The organism is Dietzia sp. 2505 (assembly GCF_040546785.1).
Taxonomy (GTDB): domain Bacteria; phylum Actinomycetota; class Actinomycetes; order Mycobacteriales; family Mycobacteriaceae; genus Dietzia.
On the sequence record NZ_JBEPON010000004.1, the window covers coordinates 36,647 to 55,588 of the forward strand.

General features: G+C 70.5%; 21 protein-coding genes. 11 read left to right on the top strand and 10 right to left on the bottom strand.

Annotated elements, in window-relative coordinates:
- Positions 1-46: 46 nt before the first annotated feature.
- Positions 47-868, top strand: coding sequence for an ABC transporter permease (locus tag ABIE38_RS09185; RefSeq protein ID WP_354055615.1), 822 nt, complete (start codon positions 47-49; stop codon positions 866-868).
- Between the two features lie 62 nt (positions 869-930).
- On the opposite strand, the gene ABIE38_RS09190 is transcribed toward ABIE38_RS09185, so the two are convergent.
- Complete coding sequence (locus ABIE38_RS09190) at positions 931-1,113, bottom strand: hypothetical protein (RefSeq protein WP_354055616.1); 183 nt, start codon at positions 1,111-1,113, stop codon at positions 931-933.
- A gap of 327 nt (positions 1,114-1,440) precedes the next feature.
- Here ABIE38_RS09190 and ABIE38_RS09195 point away from each other — a divergent pair, with 327 nt between their 5' ends.
- Both ABIE38_RS09195 and ABIE38_RS09200 read left to right on the top strand, forming a co-directional pair.
- Positions 1,441-1,947 (top strand): GtrA family protein, encoded by a 507-nt coding sequence (locus ABIE38_RS09195; RefSeq protein WP_095717086.1) that lies wholly within the window; start codon positions 1,441-1,443, stop codon positions 1,945-1,947.
- A 112-nt stretch (positions 1,948-2,059) separates the two neighbouring features.
- Positions 2,060-3,931, top strand: coding sequence for a glycosyltransferase (locus ABIE38_RS09200; RefSeq protein WP_354055618.1), 1,872 nt, complete (start codon positions 2,060-2,062; stop codon positions 3,929-3,931).
- A 40-nt stretch (positions 3,932-3,971) separates the two neighbouring features.
- On the opposite strand, the gene ABIE38_RS09205 is transcribed toward ABIE38_RS09200, so the two are convergent.
- On the bottom strand, positions 3,972-4,430 hold the full coding sequence (locus ABIE38_RS09205) for a MarR family winged helix-turn-helix transcriptional regulator (RefSeq protein WP_354055619.1): 459 nt from the start codon (positions 4,428-4,430) through the stop codon (positions 3,972-3,974).
- A 62-nt stretch (positions 4,431-4,492) separates the two neighbouring features.
- Here ABIE38_RS09205 and ABIE38_RS09210 point away from each other — a divergent pair, with 62 nt between their 5' ends.
- Together ABIE38_RS09210 and ABIE38_RS09215 are read left to right on the top strand one after the other, a co-directional pair.
- Positions 4,493-4,861, top strand: coding sequence for a VOC family protein (locus ABIE38_RS09210; protein WP_354055621.1), 369 nt, complete (start codon positions 4,493-4,495; stop codon positions 4,859-4,861).
- A 128-nt stretch (positions 4,862-4,989) separates the two neighbouring features.
- On the top strand, positions 4,990-6,003 hold the full coding sequence (locus tag ABIE38_RS09215; protein WP_354055623.1) for a hypothetical protein: 1,014 nt from the start codon (positions 4,990-4,992) through the stop codon (positions 6,001-6,003).
- Positions 6,004-6,027: 24 nt separating this feature from the next.
- On the opposite strand, the gene ABIE38_RS09220 is transcribed toward ABIE38_RS09215, so the two are convergent.
- The gene (locus ABIE38_RS09220; protein WP_095717090.1) at positions 6,028-7,227 is read right to left on the bottom strand and encodes a TerC/Alx family metal homeostasis membrane protein; all 1,200 of its coding nucleotides are present in this window, start codon (positions 7,225-7,227) and stop codon (positions 6,028-6,030) included.
- A 68-nt stretch (positions 7,228-7,295) separates the two neighbouring features.
- A complete protein-coding gene (locus tag ABIE38_RS09225; protein WP_017837455.1) occupies positions 7,296-7,769 on the bottom strand; it encodes a DUF4442 domain-containing protein in 474 nt (157 codons plus the stop codon).
- A 204-nt stretch (positions 7,770-7,973) separates the two neighbouring features.
- On the opposite strand from ABIE38_RS09225, the gene ABIE38_RS09230 reads away from it, so the two are divergent.
- Entirely contained in the window at positions 7,974-9,473 is a 1,500-nt protein-coding gene (locus tag ABIE38_RS09230; RefSeq protein ID WP_095717091.1) for a fatty acid desaturase, read from the top strand.
- Positions 9,474-9,526: 53 nt separating this feature from the next.
- On the top strand, positions 9,527-9,721 hold the full coding sequence (locus tag ABIE38_RS09235) for a ferredoxin (RefSeq protein WP_095717092.1): 195 nt from the start codon (positions 9,527-9,529) through the stop codon (positions 9,719-9,721).
- Positions 9,722-9,737: 16 nt separating this feature from the next.
- On the opposite strand, the gene ABIE38_RS09240 is transcribed toward ABIE38_RS09235, so the two are convergent.
- From ABIE38_RS09240 to wzm, 4 genes are read right to left on the bottom strand one after another with little or no spacing between them, the layout of a single operon-like run.
- Complete coding sequence (locus ABIE38_RS09240) at positions 9,738-10,337, bottom strand: maleylpyruvate isomerase family mycothiol-dependent enzyme (RefSeq protein WP_354055626.1); 600 nt, start codon at positions 10,335-10,337, stop codon at positions 9,738-9,740.
- Positions 10,334-11,320 carry a galactofuranosyltransferase GlfT1 gene (glfT1, locus tag ABIE38_RS09245; RefSeq protein ID WP_354055628.1) on the bottom strand — a complete coding sequence of 329 codons (987 nt, stop codon included), beginning with the start codon at positions 11,318-11,320 and terminating at the stop codon, positions 10,334-10,336. Before glfT1 ends, ABIE38_RS09240 begins: the two co-directional genes overlap by 4 nt.
- Positions 11,310-12,128 (bottom strand): galactan export ABC transporter ATP-binding subunit Wzt/RfbE, encoded by an 819-nt coding sequence (gene wzt, locus ABIE38_RS09250; protein ID WP_354055630.1) that lies wholly within the window; start codon positions 12,126-12,128, stop codon positions 11,310-11,312. The genes glfT1 and wzt overlap by 11 nt, the downstream gene beginning before the upstream one ends.
- 11 nt (positions 12,129-12,139) lie before the next feature.
- A complete protein-coding gene (gene wzm, locus ABIE38_RS09255) occupies positions 12,140-13,027 on the bottom strand; it encodes a galactan export ABC transporter permease subunit Wzm/RfbD (RefSeq protein WP_354055632.1) in 888 nt (295 codons plus the stop codon).
- A 66-nt stretch (positions 13,028-13,093) separates the two neighbouring features.
- Between wzm and ABIE38_RS09260 the strand changes: the two genes are divergently transcribed.
- From ABIE38_RS09260 to ABIE38_RS09275, 4 genes are all read left to right on the top strand, one after another.
- A complete protein-coding gene (locus ABIE38_RS09260) occupies positions 13,094-14,110 on the top strand; it encodes an NADP-dependent oxidoreductase (protein WP_182645448.1) in 1,017 nt (338 codons plus the stop codon).
- A gap of 49 nt (positions 14,111-14,159) precedes the next feature.
- The gene (locus tag ABIE38_RS09265; protein WP_354055634.1) at positions 14,160-15,599 is read left to right on the top strand and encodes a polysaccharide pyruvyl transferase family protein; all 1,440 of its coding nucleotides are present in this window, start codon (positions 14,160-14,162) and stop codon (positions 15,597-15,599) included.
- A 133-nt stretch (positions 15,600-15,732) separates the two neighbouring features.
- Positions 15,733-16,698, top strand: a complete 966-nt coding sequence (locus ABIE38_RS09270) for an NAD(P)H-dependent flavin oxidoreductase (protein ID WP_354055636.1) — start codon at positions 15,733-15,735, stop codon at positions 16,696-16,698.
- A gap of 4 nt (positions 16,699-16,702) precedes the next feature.
- The gene (locus tag ABIE38_RS09275; protein ID WP_354055638.1) at positions 16,703-17,257 is read left to right on the top strand and encodes a PadR family transcriptional regulator; all 555 of its coding nucleotides are present in this window, start codon (positions 16,703-16,705) and stop codon (positions 17,255-17,257) included.
- 10 nt (positions 17,258-17,267) lie between these two features.
- Here the strand turns inward: ABIE38_RS09275 and ABIE38_RS09280 are convergent, their stop codons facing one another.
- Complete coding sequence (locus ABIE38_RS09280) at positions 17,268-17,723, bottom strand: SRPBCC family protein (protein ID WP_354056086.1); 456 nt, start codon at positions 17,721-17,723, stop codon at positions 17,268-17,270.
- A gap of 91 nt (positions 17,724-17,814) precedes the next feature.
- Positions 17,815-18,855, bottom strand: a complete 1,041-nt coding sequence (locus ABIE38_RS09285; RefSeq protein WP_354055639.1) for an NAD(P)H-quinone oxidoreductase — start codon at positions 18,853-18,855, stop codon at positions 17,815-17,817.
- Between the last annotated feature and the right edge of the window lie 87 nt (positions 18,856-18,942).

Below are 18,942 nucleotides of genomic sequence, written 5' to 3' on the forward strand. Positions count from 1 at the left end.
CCGTGCCGCGGGTCGGCGTCGCGCGGCCCCCGGCCGCTATACGCTCGTGCGCGTGGGCGCCACGATGATCGAGCTCGGCCCCGCTCTCGTGGTGGCCGTGGTGCTGTTCGTCGTCATCGGGACGGCGGCCGCCTGGCTGGGGCGGACGGGACTGGAGCGCGAGGTCCCGTGGGCCTCGATCCGCGCCGCCGTGCAGCTCATCGCGCTCGCGCTCGTCATCGGTTACGTGGCCGACCGGGCGTGGCTGGTCGGAGTGTTCGTCGTGGTGATGGCGACGACGGCGTCGTGGGCGGCGGCCGGCAGGATGGCCCGGCGCGGCACCCCGCGGGCGCAGATGGCAGGGCCGCCGAAGACGTGGCCGCCGAAGGCGTGGGCGCTGGGGACGCGGGCCAGGGTGCGCGACGCGCTGTGGTGCGCGCTGCCCGTGGCCGTACCTCCCCTCGTCGTGGTGGCCGGCCTGATCGCCGCGGGGGTGGTGCGCCCGAACGGCCTGTCCATCATCCCCGTCGTGGGGATCTTCCTGGGCAACGCCATGGCGATCGCCGGGCTGGCCGGACGGCGGGCGCACGACGAGTTGGAGGTGCGCCACGGAGAGGTCGAGGCGGCGTTGTCGCTCGGGTTCACCGACTATCCGGCGCGAATGATGGTCTGCCGCGAGGCGGCAGCGACCGCGCTCTCCCCGTCGCTGGACCAGACGCGGACGATCGGCCTCGTGACCATCCCGGGTGCCTTCGTGGGAATGATCCTCGGCGGTGCCGAGCCGTGGCAGGCCGGCGTGATGCAGTTGTTCGTCTCGACCGGGATCCTCGCCTGCGGGGCGATCGCCCTGGTCGTCACCACCCTGCTCGTGGCGGCCGACCGGCTGTAGCGGACCCGCTCCGGGTCGGCTGCAGCCGGCCCGCTGCGGCCGGTCCGCGGCAGCCGGTCAGCTCAGGCGGAACCGCGCGTGGTCGGCGTGGAGAGGACCACCCGACCGGTGGGCGTGCACGACGGCGCCGCCGGGCGGCGGGCGGGCGTGTGCGACGGGGAGGACGTCGGGATGGCCCGGCCGGTCGGCGTGTACGAGAAGACGGTCGGCGCGTTGTCGAGGGACGGGGTGCGGTACCGGGACATGGGGTTCCTCCTGGTCGTCGGGAGAAGGATCGACGACGGACCGCCACGGGCGGTGCCGACGCGTCCTTCCGGCGATGCGGTGCGGAGGCGACGTCGGCTCACCCGGGAAATGGCGCGGACCTGGTGGTGTGGACGCCGTGAGGAGATGGGGTGGCCGGAACCGATCGCTCCCGCGGAATCGAACGCTGTCGGCGGAGGTGCCGCCCGTCTGTTCGACCAGAGGCGCGCTGGTGGGCGCGCGATGGAACGACGATCGCACGTCCGGCAGCCGAGCACAAGTGGTCGTGCCGGTGCCCGCCCGGCGCGGCCGGGACCTACGCTGTCCTGGTGAGTACACCTACCGGCGGCGCGGACATCCCGGACGATTCCGTCCTCGACTCCCTGCGCGGGGCCGTCGACCCGCTCGAAGCCCGACACGAATCCGATCCGGCACGACCCACGGACTTCCGGACCCAGGTCACCCGCTTCTTCCTCACGGGAGTCCTCTCGGCGGTCGTCGACTACGGCCTGCTGCAGCTGTTGATGCTGTTCGGCCTGGGCTACGGGCCGGCCAAGGCGCTGTCCTTCGTGGCAGGCACCCTCACGGCGTACTCCCTCAACCGCCGGTGGACCTTCCAGGCCGAGCCCTCCCGCGCCCGCTTCGTCGCCACGATGGGCCTGTACGCGCTGATGTTCGGGGTGCAGTGGGGCCTGTTCATGCTGCTGGTGCCGTGGTTCCACGACCTGGGTTGGAGTACGTTCTGGGCCACGACGATCGGCTACGTCATCGCGCAGGGCGTGGCCACGGTCACCAACTTCATCGTCCAGCGGACCGTGATCTTCCGCGTGCGCTGACCGCCCTCCCGGGTTACCGCCCGACCGGGGTTAGCCTGGACGGCGCGCCCGGGCCACCAGCCGCCCGGGAGTGAGACGACCTCCGCCCCGACTCCCCAGGAGCACCCGCCACATGGACGCCACCACCGTGACAGTCGCAGGTGCCGACACCGGTTCCGCCCCCGACGAGCGCGACCTGCTGTTGCAGCGCACCCTGTTCTCGGGCCCGCGCAGGTGGGTCAACGACGACCTGTACTCGCGGATCGTGCGGGGGGTCGTGCGCCGCACGCGCGCCGAGGTGCACCTGGACGCCGGGGCCGTCGTCGACACCAACACCTACTTCGGCCGGTTCGAGGCCTCCTACTGGCAGCGCTGGACCACGGTCACCAGCCTCACCGTGCGGGTCGCGGTGGAGTCCGAGGGGCGCCTCGACGTCCTGGTCCGCGCGTCCGACATCGGGTCCCACGTGCGCACCGTGGACGTCTTCCACCACCACGGGGACGGGATGGCGGTGTTGCACGTGCCGGTGGACACCTTCGTCGACGGCGGCGCGATGTGGCTGGAGTTCCACGCCGTGGACGCGGCGGCGACCGTGTCCGAGGTGACGTGGAGTGTGACGACGACGAGCCCGGCCCGCCGCGCGGCGGTGGCCATCTGCACCTTCAACCGGGCGGACGACTGCGCCGCCACCGTCGACTCACTGGCCTCGGATCCGTTGGTGGCCGAGCTCATCGACGACCTCTACGTGACGGATCAGGGCACCGACCTGGTCGAGACCCGTGAGGCCTTCCGGCGCGCGGCCGGGGAGTTCGGCGAGCGGCTGCACTACCTGCGTCAGCCCAATCTCGGCGGCGCCGGCGGGTTCAGCCGCGGGATGTTCGAGGCCACCGCTCCCGGTTCCACCGGGCCGGTGGATGTGCTGCTCATGGACGACGACGTTCGGGTCGAGCCCGAGACGGTGTTGCGGCTGTTCGCCTTCGCGGCCGTCACCCGCGAGCCGATGCTCGTCGGCGCGCAGATGCTGTACCTGTTCAACCCGGACTACCTGCTGGTCTCGGCCGAGCGCACGCGACTCGACCAGCTCGAGGGCGGCCTGGACGCGGACGAGTTCGCGCTGCGCGACGAGTCCGTGGTCGAGAACCGGCAGGAGCGGCGGGTGGACGCCGAGTACAACGCGTGGTGGTCCTGCCTGGTGCCGGGGGAGGCCGTGGAGAGGGTCGGTCTGCCCCTGCCGTACTTCTTCCAGTGGGACGACATCGAGTACGGGTTGCGGTGCCGTCAGGCCGGCATGCCCACCTGCACCCTGCAGGGAGCGGCCGTGTGGCACGCCGACTTCTACTGGAAGGACGGCGACGACTTCGGCCAGTTCTTCTCGATGCGCAACTCGCTGACCACCGCCGCCCTCCGCCAGGGGATCGATCCGCGCGCGATGGCCAAGAACCTGGGCAGGAGCGTCCTGCGGGCGCTCGTGGCCATGCAGTACGGCCTCGCCGCCACCCGCATGCGCGGCATCGAGGCGTTCCTCGACGGCCCCGACGGTGTCCACGGCGTCGGCGACGGCGGGCAGGCCGCCCTGGCCGCGATCCGCGCCGAACGCGCGGGATACCCCGAGACGGCCAAACTTGCCGTCGACGCCCTTCCTCCGGGGATCAGAGTGGAGCGCAAGGTGGGCATCCCCCGCGAGGACCGCGAGGACCAGGTGCTGGCCAAGCGGCTGCTCGTCCAGAAGCTCGGCCGACAGCGCGGCGGTTCCGTGGCCGTTCCCTACGAGGACGCGGCCTGGTGGCACGTCTCGCTCTTCGACGAGGTCTACGTGACCGACGCCTCGCAGACCGGGGTGCACCACCGCAAGGTCGACCCACAACGGGTCACGGAACTGCAGAAGCGCCTGGCCGCCCTGCTGGCGCGGTTCATCCGCGAGGCCCCCGCGGCCCAGGAGCGGTGGCGCGAGGCGCAGGCACGCCTCACCACGCGGGAGAACTGGGCGCGGTTGTACGAGGTGTAGGACGTCCCGGTCGGAGCGGACGGCGGTTCATCCGACGCGGTTATCGTTCCTCGCCGGCCTCGCTCAGGGACCGGACCATCCGCTGCAGCGCGTGGAACGCCTCGGCCTGTTCGTCCTCGGTCATGCCCGCCAGCATCCGGACCTCGACCGATCGGACCGCCGTTGTCGCCGCCTGGAGTTCGCGACGTCCTCGGGAGGTGAGCCGGGTGGGCAGCACCTTGCCCACAGGTGCTTCGGCCGGACGGGAGACGTATCCCCGCCGTTCCAACGTGTGAAGCACCACGCTCATCGACTGCCTGGTGACGAACGCCCCCCGCGCGAGCTCCGAGTTCGACAGACCCGGGCGCTGCGCCAGGAGCTCGAGGCACGCGTAGTGCGTCACGCTCATTCCGAGTGGCCGGAGAGCTTCTTCCATCGCTTTGCGGAGTGCGGTCGACGCTTCCTTCAGCAGGTAACCCAGGGAGGTCCCGAGATCGACCCCCTCACCGTCTTGACCCATGTCAGCATTCTGACATAGTTTAGCCGTGTCAGAATACTGACATAGACGACAGGAGAACCCCCATGCCCGCCACCGGTCCCGATTTCATCTCCTTCCAGGTGCGTGACCTCGCCGGTTCCCAGGCGTTCTACGAGCGCTATCTGGGGCTCGTACGCTCACCGGCCGGACCGCCACACGCCGTCGTCTTCCGGACCGAGCCGATCGCTTTCGCGCTCAGGGAGATCGTCCCCGGCACCGATCTCGCTTCAGTCGACCAACCGGGCCTCGGTGTGGCGATCTGGCTCCACGCCACCGAGGTCCAGGCCGTCCACGACGCTCTCGCCGCGGACGGTCGGACCATCGTCTCCGAACCCGTTGACGGCCCGTTCGGTCGCACCTTCACCTTTGCCGACCCCGATGGTTATCACGTCACCCTGCACGACCGCGCCTGAGAACCGGGCCGACCCGTTCACGTGCCTGGATCCGTCCGTCATCCACAGGGCTGACCTCTCCACAGCGAGGGTCGGTGAAGGCGGTGTCCGGTCCTGGCCGGTCGACCACGTGCCGCAGAGTGGGCGGCATGAGCGAAACCGCCCCGATCCGAGTGCAGACCTCGAGAGCGCGGGAACCGCGCATCTCAGCCCCGCCGGATCCGGCGGGGCTGCCGCCGGGCCCGTTGACCACCGCCGAACTGGTCGCTGCGGTGCCCGATCCACGGGACCGCGGCCGCTACGTCCGGATCTGGCACGGGCACTACCGGCGGGACGACCAGGTCGACGACCTCAGGCTGCGGAGCGTGGCGCTGGCCCGGAGCTGGCCCGAGGGGGTCCTGCGCGGGCGCAGCGCCGCTCTGCTGTGGGGCGACGACTCGGCTCCGGCCGATTCGCTGCCCGAGATCTGGCTGCCGGCCACCCGTCGGACGCGCGAGGGGCGGGTGTACCGCTACGGCGCGATGCCACCGGCCTCTGTCACCCAACTGGACGGGATCCGGGTCACGACACCGTTGCGAACCTGCCGGGACCTGGCCTGCGATCTGGACCTCGAGGGCGCGGTCGTGGCGGTGGAGAGGCTGTGCGCGGCGATCCCTGGACTGGCGGGGCTACTCGCGGCGGCAGCCGAGCACCCGTCCGGGCGGGGAGCCCGCCGGTTCGCAGAGGTGGTCGCGGCGGTCGAGCCCCGGTCCGTGTCCGCCGAGACGACCCGCGCCAGGCTCCGGCTGGCGGCGGCGGGGTTCGGCGGATTCTCCGAGGGACACCGCATCAGGATCGCAGGGCGCGCCGTGTCGCTCCCTCTTGCCGACCCGGCCCTGCGTTGTGCGGTGGTGTTCCCGGACGGGCTTGGTGTCGAGCGCTACCGGTCCGCCCTGCGCCGGGCGGGGTGGACGGTCATCGTCGTGCGGGGGCCGGGCGCGCCCGGCCGCGCCCCCCGCCCGGCCGGCGCGGTTCTTCCGCAGCAGGGGAAGGGGTGTGACCCGGGTGTGGATGGCGTGCTCCCGGCGCTGCGGTCACTGTGGCCGGGGGCCCTGCTGCTCCCGCCGCTCCCCGGGGAACCGGTCGCCGATCCCCTCGGGATGTGGGCCGGCCGGAGCGCGTAGAGACCGGTCGGCTGGTGTGGTCGGTCAGCGGGTGTAGTCCGTGGCGCGCTCGTAACGGGCGTGATCGTCCCAGACCCGGCGCAGCAGTTGTTCGAGTTCCCAGACGTCGCCCTCGGAGCCGAAGTACTTCCGGTCGATCGACTTGAGCTTGTCCTCGTTGTCGAGGATCTTGGCCCACAGCTTGGCGCGCTCGACGGGGTCGTCGGTGAAGTTCTTGTTGAGGTACTCGTGCGAGTGCCGCTTGAGGTTGCCGAGCACGGTGAGCGCCTTCCCGGCCGGGCTCACCAGCGAGGCCACGACGGTCACCACGAGCACGGCCACGATGACGCCCAGTGACAGGTAGGTCGGTACCTCCACCACGTCGACGTGCTCGCCCTGGTTGATGAACGGCAGGTTGTTCTCGTGCAGGGCGTGGAGGATCAGCTTGACGCCGATGAAGCCCAGGATCGCCGCGAGGCCGTACTTGAGGTAGACGAGGCGGTCGAGGAGGCCGTCCAACAGGAAGTACAGCTGGCGCAGACCGAGCAACGAGAACGTGGTCGCGGTGAAGACGATGAAGACGTTCTGGGTGAGGCCGAAGATCGCGGGGATCGAGTCCAGCGCGAACATGATGTCGGTGCCGCCGATCGCCACCATGACGATCATCATCGGCGTCATGACCTTCTTGCCGTTCTCGATGGTGAACAGCTTGTCGTGGTCGTAGTGATCGGTCGCCGGGATGAACTTCTTGGCCAGGCGCACCACGACGTTGTCGGCGTCGTCGTCCTCATCGTCCTCGGCCAGGAGACGGCCCGCGGTGATGATGAGGAACAGTCCGAACACGTAGAACAGCGCGCTGAACGCGTTGAGCAGCGCCGCGCCGACGAAGATGAACCCGGTCCGGGCGATGATCGAGAACACGATGCCGAACAGGAGTGCCTTCTGCTGTCCCGCGCGCGGGACCTTGAAGCTGGTCAGCAGGAGCAGGAAGACGAACAGGTTGTCCACCGAGAGCGCCTTCTCGGTGATGTAACCGGCGAAGTACTCGACGCCCATCTGGTTTCCGCCGAAGATCCACACGAGGAAGCCGAAGACGATCGCGATCCCCACGTACATCGCCGACCAGATGGCCGACTCCCTGAGCGTCGGGATGTGTTCCTTGCGAACGTGGAAGAAGTAGTCGAACAGGAGGAGTCCGACGATCAGTCCGACGGACAGCGACCAGGCGAGCGGGGTGGCTCCCAACGGGATTCCTTTCCGAGGAGGGCCGGGGACCGGATAATCCTACGCGCCTCGGGCCGGATCGCCTTCGGTCAGCTCTTCCGTCGGATGAACATCGTGTGCTGCGCCTCCACGACCGTCGTGCCGCGGCTGTCGCTCACCACCGCGGTGTGGACGACGCTGGTGCTCGGATGGTCGGCCAGTCGCTCCCTGATGGCGTCCGCCTCCGGGCCGGGGACGTCCACCACGCACCGCAGTCGGCCCCGGCCGGGGGCCCGGAAGTCGATCGTCGCGCTCTTGGTCCACACCTGGTACCCGCCACCGAGCTGCCCGGACAGCAGGGCCCCGTAGAGGACGTCGGTCGCGGCGAACAGTGCGCCGCCGAACGCGGTGCCGTTGGTGTTGGCGGTCCACGGTGCGACGTGCATGCTCAGCTCCCCGCGGGTCCAGTCCGGGGCGATGTGCCGGATGCGGATCCCGGACCCGAGCAGAGGGGGGTACAGCGAAGCCAGCAGGGGGAACGCGCGGGGACTGGAGGTGTAGCGGTGCAGCAGGGTCTTGGGCACGCGTCGATCCTAACTTACTCGTGAGTCAGTTCCGGCCCACGGTCGAGCGGGCGCACGGAGGCGGGCCTGCGGGGCGGGGTGCCCGACGAAGTCTCTGGACAAAAAGAGGGTCCCTGTCTAGACAAACGGCTGATGTTTGTCTAGATTTGACGCACTAGGTGGCGTGCGACACACGCCGCCGGGCTCGATCAAGGGAGACTTGTGATGCACACCGACCTCCAGGCAGGGGAGACCGCGGCGCAGCCGTACCCTTGGACTGACGGCAAGCGATACCTGTGGCTGCTCGGGCTCATCCCCGCCGGCGCCCTGTTCATCTCTCTCGGCTTGTTCTCGTGGTTCTCCCACGCCGGGTGGGGCACCGCCGCAGTCGTGGCGTGGTTCGTCGCCCCCTTCGTCGTGTTCGTCTTCATCCCTCTGCTCGACATGGTCGTCGGGGTGGATGGTCGGAACCCGCCGGAGGAGGTCATCGAACGCCTGGAGGCCGACCCCTTCTACCGGTGGTGCACCTACCTGTACCTCCCGGTGCAGTACGCCGCCCTGATCTTCGCCTGCTACCTGTGGACCGCCGACGACCTGTCGTTCTTCGGCCACGAGGGCGGGCTGGGGCTGGTGGCCAAGATCGGCGTCGCCTGGGCCGTGGGCATCGCGGGGGGCATCGGCATCAACACCGCCCACGAACTCGGACACAAGATCCAGAACTCCGAGAAGTGGCTGTCCAAGATCGCGCTCGCCACCACGGCCTACGGGCACTTCTACATCGAGCACAACCGGGGACACCACGCCCGCGTCGCCACCCCGGAGGACCCGGCCAGCTCGCGGCTCGGTGAGTCGTTCTGGGCCTTCCTCCCGCGCAGCGTCATCGGCTCCCTCATCTCCGCCTGGGAGCTGGAGAAGAACCGCCTCGAGCGCCTCGGCAAGTCGCCGTGGACCCTGCGTAACGACAACATCAACGCCTGGCTCATGACGCTGGTCCTGTTCGGCGGACTCACCGCCGTCTTCGGACTCGAGGTCCTGCCCTGGCTGATCCTGCAGGCGGTGTACGGGTTCAGCCTGCTGGAGGTCGTCAACTACCTCGAGCACTACGGACTGCGCCGTAAGAAGCTCGACAGCGGCCGCTACCAGCGGTGCCGGCCCGAGCACTCGTGGAACTCCGACCACCTGGTCACCAACATCTTCCTCTACCACCTGCAGCGTCACTCGGACCACCACGCCAACCCGATGCGGCGCTACCAGGTCCTGCGCACCACGGACGACGCCCCGCAGCTCCCCGCCGGGTACGCCGCGCTCATCGTGGTGGCCTACTTCCCGCCGATCTGGCGCCGGATCATGGACCACCGGGTGCTCGACCACTACGACGGCGACGTCACCAGGGCCAACATCCAGCCGTCCAAGCGGGAGCGGATCCTCGCCCGCTACGGCGACCCGTCGGCCACCGGCGCGAGCACCGCGACCAGCCGGTCCTCCGCCCCGGCCGCCACGGCGACCGCCGTCCTGGATCCCGAGCCCGACGTGGACGCCGTCCGCGGCGCCGTCTCGCCGATCGGCACCTATGCCTGCCCCAACTGTGGACACCACTACGTCGAGTCGCTGGGTGAGCCGCGGGAGGGCTTCGCCCCCGGCACGCCGTGGTCGGCGATCCCCGACGACTGGCAGTGCCCGGACTGTGGCGTCCGGGACAAGGTCGACTTCGTTCCGGTGAGCTGACACTGGCCGGCCGTGACACCCGTGTACCCAGTGTTCCAACCAGGAGGTTTCCCATGAAGATCGCGATCGACCCGGACCGGTGCGAGGGGCAGGCGGTGTGCGTCGGCCTCGCCCCGAAGGTCTTCGCCCTGGGCGACGACGACGAGGTGGTGCGCCTGCTCGTGGAGGAGGTCCCCGAGGAACTCCAGAAGAGGGCTCGCAAGGCCATCGAGAAGTGCCCGATGGCGGCGCTCCGCGAGGCCGGGTAGGCCGTCGGCCAGAGCTCTAGGCCGCCGGCCAGGTGGAGGGGTCCCGACCGGTACGCGCGAGAGCGGCGTGCCGGGCCGGGACCCCTTCTCCGTCGAAGCCCGGTAGCGGAGCGGAGAACAGCTCGGGGGCCGGGTCGTCGGCGAGATCGGTCCGGACGAAGTCGAGGACGGCGTGTTCGAGCTCGTCGCCCCACGGAAGGTCGACCCCCTGGGAGACCGACAGGTCCCAGGCGTGGACGGCCAGATCGAAGGTCTGCTGCGCGAGGTAGTGCACCATCGGCGCCCGACCGTAGGAGAGGTGGACCTCGTCGTCGGTCGGGGTGCCCCGCCACGCCGCGGCCACCGGCGCGCGGAGGGTGTGCCAGTAGGCCACGAGCTCGGGACCGCTGGCCCCGCTGAGCCGACGCAGCGGCTCCTCGAGGTCTCCGGCCACCTCGTCGACCGTCCCTCCGGCCAACAACCCCGGGACCCACATCTGCTCGTCCACGACGTGGGCCAGCACCTCACGGGCGGTCCACTCGCTGCACGGGGTGGCGGCGTCCCAGTCGGTGACCATCGGTAGGACCCGGTCGTACAGGTCGACGGCCCGGGATTGCAGGGCGATCCAGTCGGTCATGGCTTGTCGAACCGCTCGCCCGCGCCCAGCCGCTGCAGACGCATCCACTCGCGCAGGCCCGCCGGATCCCGCCTGGTCACCAGGAAGTACCACCCGAAGCGCAGGATTTCCTGGGGGATGAGGCGCCGGTTGCCGGGCTGGGTGAGCACGTACCCGCGATTGCGGTAGGTGAAGTGCCGCTTGACCGGGTCGTCGGGGAACTGGGTGTGCATGCGCCCGCCGAGGATCGGCTTGAACTCGTCGGAGCCCTGCGGGTGCAGGTACGCGGTGGTCAGGCAGGTGCCGAAGGGCAGTCGGGAGCGCACCAGGCGCCGGTGCATCTCGACCTCGTCGCCGCGGATGAACAGCCGCAGGTCAGGGACGCCCACGCGGTCCAGGCAGTCCGCGGTGAACAGCGCCCCGTTGAACAGGGAGGCGATGCCCGGCAGCAGGTCCGTCTCCGCCCCGGAGGAGCCTCCCGCGCCCGGGTCGCCTGCCGCGCCGCCCTCGCCGTCGGCGAACAGCTCGCTGCGCCAGCGCCGCCACACCACGCCGCGGCGCAGCGGGAACGCCAACCGGTCGGGCTCGGCGAGGTCGCACACCACCGGAGAGACCTCCGCCAGCCCGTGGCGATCCATGCAGGCCATCAGCGTGGCCAGGACCTCGGGGCCCTCGGGGCGGCCGTCATCGTCCGCGCACCACACCAGGTCGGCGCCCGTGGCCAGGGCGTGCAGCATGCCCAATGCGAAGCCGCCGGCGCCGCCGAGGTTGTGCCTCGAGCCCACGTAGGTGGCCTCCACGGGCTGCGACTCGACGAGCTCGCGCACCGACTGCTCGTCGGCGTTGTCCACCACCACCAGGTGGTCGATCGGCCGGGTCTGCCCGGACACCACCTCGAGCGAGGCGCGGAGCTGGTCGAGCCGCCGGTGGGTGACCACCACGGCCACGACCCGCCGGGTGTCCGCGCTGGTCCCCGCGGCCCCGCCGGACGCCTCAGCCCTCACTCTTCATCCTCTCCATGTACGCGGCGATCGACCGCCCGGCCTCGGGGCCCTCGTAGGCGGTGACGATCTCTTCGATGCTGCCGCGCTGCCGGATGCGACCGTGGTCGATCCACATCGCCGAGTCGCACAGCTGGGCCAGGAATTCGTTGGAGTGGGAGGCGAAGACCAGCATCCCGGACCGGGAGACCAGGTCGGCCAGCTTGATCCGCGCCTTCTTCATGAACTCGGCGTCCACCGCGCCGATACCCTCGTCGAGCAGCAGGATCTCGGGGTCGATCGAGGTCACCACGCCCATCGCCAACCGGACGCGCATCCCGGTCGAGTAGGTGCGCAGAGGCATGTCCAGGTAGTCACCGAGCTCGGTGAAGTCCGCTATCTCGTCGACCTTGGCCTTCATCTGCTTGCGGGTCTGGCCCAGGAACAGGCCGCGGATGATGATGTTCTCGTACCCGGTGATCTCCGGGTCCATCCCCACACCGAGGTCGAAGACCGGCGCCACGCGCCCTCTGATCCGGGCGGCGCCGCGGGTGGGCTCGTAGATGCCGGACAGCAACCGCAGCAGTGTGGACTTGCCGGCACCGTTGTGCCCGACCAGACCGATGCGGTCCCCCTCCCGGAGGGAGAGGGTGATGTCCCTCAGGGCCTCGACGACGACGACGTTGGACGAGTTCCGGCCGATCGCGCCTCCGGCGGAACCGAGGACCGCCTTCTTGAGAGAGCGCGACTTGGCGTCGAAGATCGGGAAGTCCACGCACGCGTCCACGCAGTCGATGGACACGCCGCCGGGGGTGGGTGTGGCGGGGCTCATGGATATACCTCCTACACCCAGTACGGGACTCGGGAGCGGAACCGGCGCAGGGCGACAAAGGCGAGGATGAGCCCCACGGCCGTGCAGGCCAGGACGATCCACCAGTGGTACGCGGCGACGGGCTGGCCGATCATGGGGGCGCGCACGATCTCCAGGTAGTGGTAGAGCGGGTTGAGCTCGGCGATGCGCGCCCGGTCCGCGATGTCCCCGCCCTGCTCGTACAACGTCTGCGTGGTCCACACGATGGGGGTCATGTAGAACAGCAGCTGCACCATCGAGTCCAGCAACGGGGCGATGTCGCGGAAGCGGGTGGCGAGGATGCCGAACAGCATGGCCACCCAGACGCCGTTGACCATCAGCACCGCCAGCCCCAGGACGGCCAGCAGCAGGTCCCATCCCAGCGGCCGCGGGTAGATCATCATGAGCACGACCCAGATCACCAGGTTGTGGCACAGGAACAGGAACTGCCGCCACACCAGGCGGTAGACGTGGACGCTGAGCGCGCTGGGCAGCTGCTTGATCAGGCCCTCGTTGGAGATGAAGACCTCCGAGCCCTCCTTGATGCAGCCAGAGATGAAGCCCCAGAGGATCAGGCCCACGGTGACGTGCGGGAGGAACTCGGCCAACGGGATCTGGAAGAGGATCGAGTACAGCAGCCCCAGCGCCGTGGCCATGACGCCGGTGGCGATGGTGATCCATAGGGGCCCCAACGTGGAGCGGCGATAGCGCTGCTTGATGTCCTGCCAGCCCAGCGAGAGCCACAGCTCCCGCTGACCCAGCCCCTGGCGGAGGTCGGCCACGGCCCGGCGGAAGGTGTGGGAGTCGCTGACGATCTCACTGCGGACGCGCTCGTCGGGGAGCGTCGCCGAAGCGGGGTCGGGAGTGGGCTGGTCCTGCACGAAGGCGAAGCCTACTAGAGGTGTGGCCGGTGGCAGCCCCGCAGACAGGGCGCGTACACATGAGTGATGACGACCAGTACCCAGATCCAGCTCGTCAGCCGCCCCCGCGGCTGGCCGACCCATGACGACTTCCGCACCGTCGTCGTCGACCTCCCCGCGATCGCCGAGGGCGAGGTGCGCGTGGCCAACGAGTACCTCTCCGTCGACCCCTACATGCGCGGCCGGATGAACGAGGGCCGCTCCTACATCCCGCCGTTCGAGCTGAACGAGACGATGACCGGCGGCGCCGTCGGGCGTGTCGTGGAGTCCCGCTCCGACGCCCACCCGGTCGGGGCGGTCGTGATGCACGACCTCGGCTGGCGGGACGTCGCCCAGGGCGACGGCCGGCAGTTCCGGGTGGTGCAGGAGATCGAGGGCGTTCCCGTCTCCGCGTACCTGGGGATCCTCGGGACCACGGGCCTCACGGCCTACGTGGGGCTCCTGCACATCGGGCGGTTCCAGAAGGGCGAGTCCGTCTTCGTCTCCGGCGCGGCCGGTTCCGTCGGGTCGGCCGTCGGGCAGATCGCCCGGCTCATGGGCGCCTCGAAGGTCGTCGGCTCGGCCGGGAGTGCGGAGAAGGTCGACAAGGCCACCTCGAGCTACGGATTCGACTCCGCGATCAATTACAAGGACGGACCGGTCCGCACGCTCCTGCGCGAGCACTTCGGTCGCGAGAACGGCGAGGGCATCGACGTCTACTTCGACAACGTCGGCGGCGACCACCTCGAGGCCGCGCTCGACCTGATGAACGACGACGGTCGCCTGGCCCTGTGCGGCGCGATCAGCTCCTACAACGCCACCGAGCGCTCGCCCGGCCCGGACAACATGTGGCACGCCATCACCCGCGGGCTCACCCTGCAGGGCTTCACCGTGAACAAGTACATGCACCTGTTCAAGGAGTTCGCGGAGAAGGTCGGGCCGTGGGTGGCCTCCGGCGAGATCGTCTTCGACGAGACCGTGGTCGAGGGCATCGACAACTCGGTCGACGCGTTCCTCGACCTCATGCGCGGGGCGAACGTCGGGAAGATGCTGGTCAAGATCTGATCAGCGGGGTCGGCCCGGGCGCGACCCCACCGTGGGGCAGGGTGGACCCATGACGTCGACTCCTCGAGCCGCGCCCGCCTCCCGCCTGCGACGACGGGCCCGCCGTCGGCTCGACGCCACGAGGGCGGCCGCGGACGCGCGCTGGGGTCGACCCCGGGAGGTCCACCGTCCCGTCTACCTCATCGCCCCGGCCGGCCACCCCAACCACGGCGACGAGCAACTGCTGGCGGGGTGGCTGCGGTACCTCCGTCACCGGTTGCCCGGCACCCCCGTGGTGGTGGACTGCCACACCCCGGGGCAGGCGGCGGTCCTCCATCACGGCGAGCACCCGGACGTCCTGTTCACCGACACGCTGTGGCGCCTGGCGGGGGAACACACGGGCGCGGTGGAGGCCATCGGGTTCTGTCGCTCCGCCGTGGGCGAACTCGGGGTGCGACCCGCGCTCGCGTCGGGCATCGACCTGCTGCGCAGCGCGTCGGTCGTGCACCTGATCGGCGGCGGGTACGTCAACGACCTGTGGCCGCACCACCTCGGCGTGGTCGCCGCGGCGGGAGAGGCGGGCCGGCTGAGCGGGGCGCACGTGGTGGCCACGGGCCAGGGGTTCGTGCCGTGCGGGGACCCCGGGCTGTTGGCGGAGGCGTTGCGGGACCACCACCTGGTCACCGTCCGCGACGCGGCCTCCTCCGGGCTCCTCGAGGGCACGGGGGTGCCCGTCCGCCACGTGGCCGACGACGGGTGGCTGGCGCTGTCCTGCGCGGGGGGAGTGGAGGCCGGTGACCACCCCGTCTACTCCCCCGATCCGGACACCTGCCGCGATCTGGTGGTGTGTGCCCAGTCCGACCTTGTCGAGCCGGAGGTGCTCGCCGACACCCTCGGGCGGGTCCTCGCCGCGTGGGCGGTGCCGGGGGAGCGGATCACCGTGGTCGAGTCGATCCCCGGTGGGGACCGGGTGGTGTGGGACATGGTGTGTGACCGCGCGGAGGCCGCGGCCGGCACCGGTGCCGCGTCTGCCGCCGGTGGCGGACCCGGCGGACAGGGCGACGACGACGAGGTCGGCCGCGCCCTCGCCGACCTGCAGTTGCCCCGCGCGCGCTTCGTGCCGTTCCAGGAACTGTGGTCCACGGGACTGCCAGCCAGGCCAGGGCAGGTCTGGCTGACCACCCGATTCCACCCGCATCTCTTCGCGGCGGCCCGCGGCGCCTCCGGGGTGGCGCTGCGGACGGGGTCGGACTACTACGACGTCAAACACGGGTCTCTGCTGGCCGCCGGGTCGCCGTGGCGGTCGGTGAGAGCCGAGGAGGGGCTGAGGGCTGGGACCGATGGGACCGACGCGGCCGATGGGGCCGACGCGGCCGACTCGACTGGGATCCCTGCGATGCCAGACCCAGCGATGCCCGACTCGGGCGGCTTCGCTCCCGCGACGGTCGCCACACTGGTGTCGGGGGCGGAGCGGCTGGCGGAGGAGATCTACCCGGCCGGTGCGCGGTGAGGTGATGCGGTGAGGTGATCCGGACACTTCGCCGGGGTGCGTCCGGATCTTTGTGCAACTAGTTGCACAAAACCGTGGGCGGCCGTACGGTCGGGGGAAAGTCGACCACATCCCGGTCCCGAAAGGACTGCTCATGGCCCTTCCCTCCGTCCTCGCCGGCCCGCTCACCGTGCCGGTGGTCGCCTCGCCGATGTTCATCTACTCCGGCCCAGAGTTGGTGGCCGCGCAGTGCCAGGCCGGCGTGATCGGGTCGTTCCCGGCGCTCAACGCACGACCGCAGTCGGTCCTGGGGGAGTGGCTGGACCAGATCACCGAGAGCAACGCGGCCTACGCCGCGGCGAACCCGGACCGGTACGTGGCCCCGTTCGCCGTCAACCAGATCGTCCACCGGTCCAACGACCGGCTCGAGCAGGACCTGGCGACCGTCGTCGAGCACGAGGTGCCGATCGTCATCACCTCCCTCGGTGCCCGTACCGAGGTCAACGACGCCGTCCACTCCTACGGCGGCATCGTGCTGCACGACGTGATCAACGACAGGTTCGCCCGCAAGGCCATCGAGAAAGGCGCCGACGGGCTCGTGGCGGTGGCCGCCGGCGCCGGGGGACACGCCGGGACGCAGTCTCCGTTCGCCCTGATCCAGGAGATCCGGGAGTGGTTCGACGGCCCGCTGCTGCTGTCCGGGGCGATCGCGCACGGTCGCTCGATCCTCGCCGCCCAGGCCGCCGGCGCCGACCTGGCCTACGTGGGGTCGGCGTTCCTCGCGACCGAGGAGTCCCGCGCGGCCGCGGAGTACAAGCAGATGATCGTCGACAGCTCGGCCTCCGACATCGTCTACAGCAACCTGTTCACGGGGATCCACGGGAACTACCTCCGGGGCAGCATCGAGGCGGCCGGGTTGAACCCCGACGATCTGCCCGTCTCGGATCCCACGGCGATGGACTTCGGCTCCGGTGGGGGCGCGGACTCCAAGGCGTGGCGCGACATCTGGGGCGCGGGCCAGGGCGTCGGCGCGGTCACATCGACGGGGTCGGTCCGCGACCTGGTCGAGCGGCTCCGCGCGGAGTACGAGCAGGCGGCGTCCGCTCTGGCAGCGCGCTGACACCGTGTCGCTGAAGTTCGCGATCCTCACCGCCCTCACCGAGCGGGCGGGGAGTGGGATCGAGCTGGCGCGGAGGTTCGACAAGTCCATCGGGTACTTCTGGCCGGCGACCCACCAGCAGATCTACCGGGAGCTCGATCGACTGGGGGAGTCCGGACTGATCCGGGAACTCCCGCTCGAGGGCGCCCCCTCCCGCGGCAACCCGCGCCGATTCGAGGTCACCGAGGACGGTCGGAAGCTGCTCACCGAGTGGATCCGGGAGCAGGACGAGCCCGATCCGATGCGGTCCACCATGGCGGTGCGGGTGCGTGCCGCGGCCGCGACGGGGGCGGTCCACGAGGTCCGGGAGGCGCTGACGCACCACCGCGACCAGCGGTCCGCCAACCTCCGCCGCTACCGTGAGATCGAGGACAGGGACTTCGCCCGGCCCGATCCGGGGAACGCTCGCGATCTCCTCCAGCACCGGGTACTCACGCTGGGGATCCAGGTGGAACAGGCGTGGGTGAGCTGGTGCGACGAGGTGCTCGAGATGCTGGACCGCCTACCGGCGGGCCGGTAGGCGCACCGGCTCAGTTCGCCAGCGCCGATTCGAGCGAGGCCAGCGACGCCTCGAGGAAGTCGGGCCCGAACGGTGGCATCCCGCCGATCTCGGCGGCCTGCTCCTGGGACGTCGCCGACCAGTCGTACCGGAGGGTGACCTCGGTGGACGCGCCCGCGGGGGCAAGGTCGTACCGCCAGCGCCACCCGCCGGTGGCGATCTCCCCGGTCGCGTCGGGCTGGCCCGGCTCCCATTCGATCGTGCGGTCCGGTTCGAATGCCGTGACCACGTTGTGCATCACGTAGTGGCCGCCCGCGGCCTCGATGTACATGTTGATCACGAAGACGTCGCCGACGCCTCTGATGATCTCCGACGTGACCGCGTCGCGTACCCAGTCCCCGGGTTCGGTGTCCTTGTGGCGGGTCGGGTCGGTCAGCAGCGCGAAGATCTCGGACGGAGGCGCCGGGATCACGCGCGTCGCGGTCATGGAGGTGGGGGCCCCGTGCTCGGCATCGGGGTCGTGGGCGTCAGCGGTGGTGGACATCGTCGGGGTCTCCTCGGTCTGTCGATGGTCAGGGTCAGTCGACGGTCAGCAGGATCTTGCCGTGGCTCTCGCCCGAGTCGAGCAGGCTCAGCGCCTCCGCGGCCCGCTCCAGCGGGATCTCACGCGAGACGCGGGTGGTCACGTCTCCCGCCGCGATCATCGGCCAGACGTGGTCCACCACCTCCCTGCAGATGCCGGTCTTTCCGCCGGGGCCGTCCACCGGGCGGGCCCGGAGGTTGGTGGCCAGCACACCTGCGCGGCGCGGGAGCAGGGCTCCGAGGTTCAGCTCGCCCTTCATCCCGCCCTGCATGCCGATCACGATCACCCGGCCGTCCGGGGCGAGTGAGGCGATGTTGGGCTCGAGGTACTTCGCGCCCATCACGTCGAGGATCAGATCGACGCCACGGCCCCGCTCGTCGTCGTCGGTCCACTGCCTGACCCGGTCGGGGAACTCGTCCTCGCGGTAGTCGATGACGAGGTCGGCCCCGAGATCGCGACACTTCCGGACCTTCTCCGGGCCTCCGGCGGTGGTGGCCACGCGGGCGCCGAGCGCGCGGCAGACCTGGATGGCGTGGGAACCGATGCCGCCCGCCCCGCCGTGTATCAGCACGCGCGGGGCCCCGAGTTCGGTCTCTCCCCAGCGGGCGTGTGCCGAGAGGAGGCCGCGGCCGAGCCCGCCCGTCATGACGAGGTTGGACCACACCGTGCAGGCCACCTCGGGCAGGGTCGCGGCCTCGTGCAACGACACCCCGACCGGAACGGGCATGACCTGTCCGGCGGGCACGGCCACCTTCTCGGCGTACCCGCCGCCGGCCAGGAGTGCGCACACCTCGTCGCCGACGGCCAGGCCCTCGACGCCCTCGCCCACGGCCGAGATCCGCCCCGAGCACTCGAGGCCGAGGATCTCCGACGCGCCGGGCGGGGGCGGGTAGTGCCCCTTGGACTGCAGCAGGTCGGCGCGGTTGACGGCCGTGGCCGCCACGTCGACCAGGACCTCACCGGGGCCGGGGAGCGGATCGTCGACCTCGGTCAGCTGGAGGGAATCGGGACCGTTGCGATACTCGATGGCCTTCATGCCCTCGACCGTAGCCGCGATGGCCCCGGTCGGCAGCCGGGCTGGGTGTGAGCGGGAGGGGTCCACTACGATGAGCGGCGTCGTCAC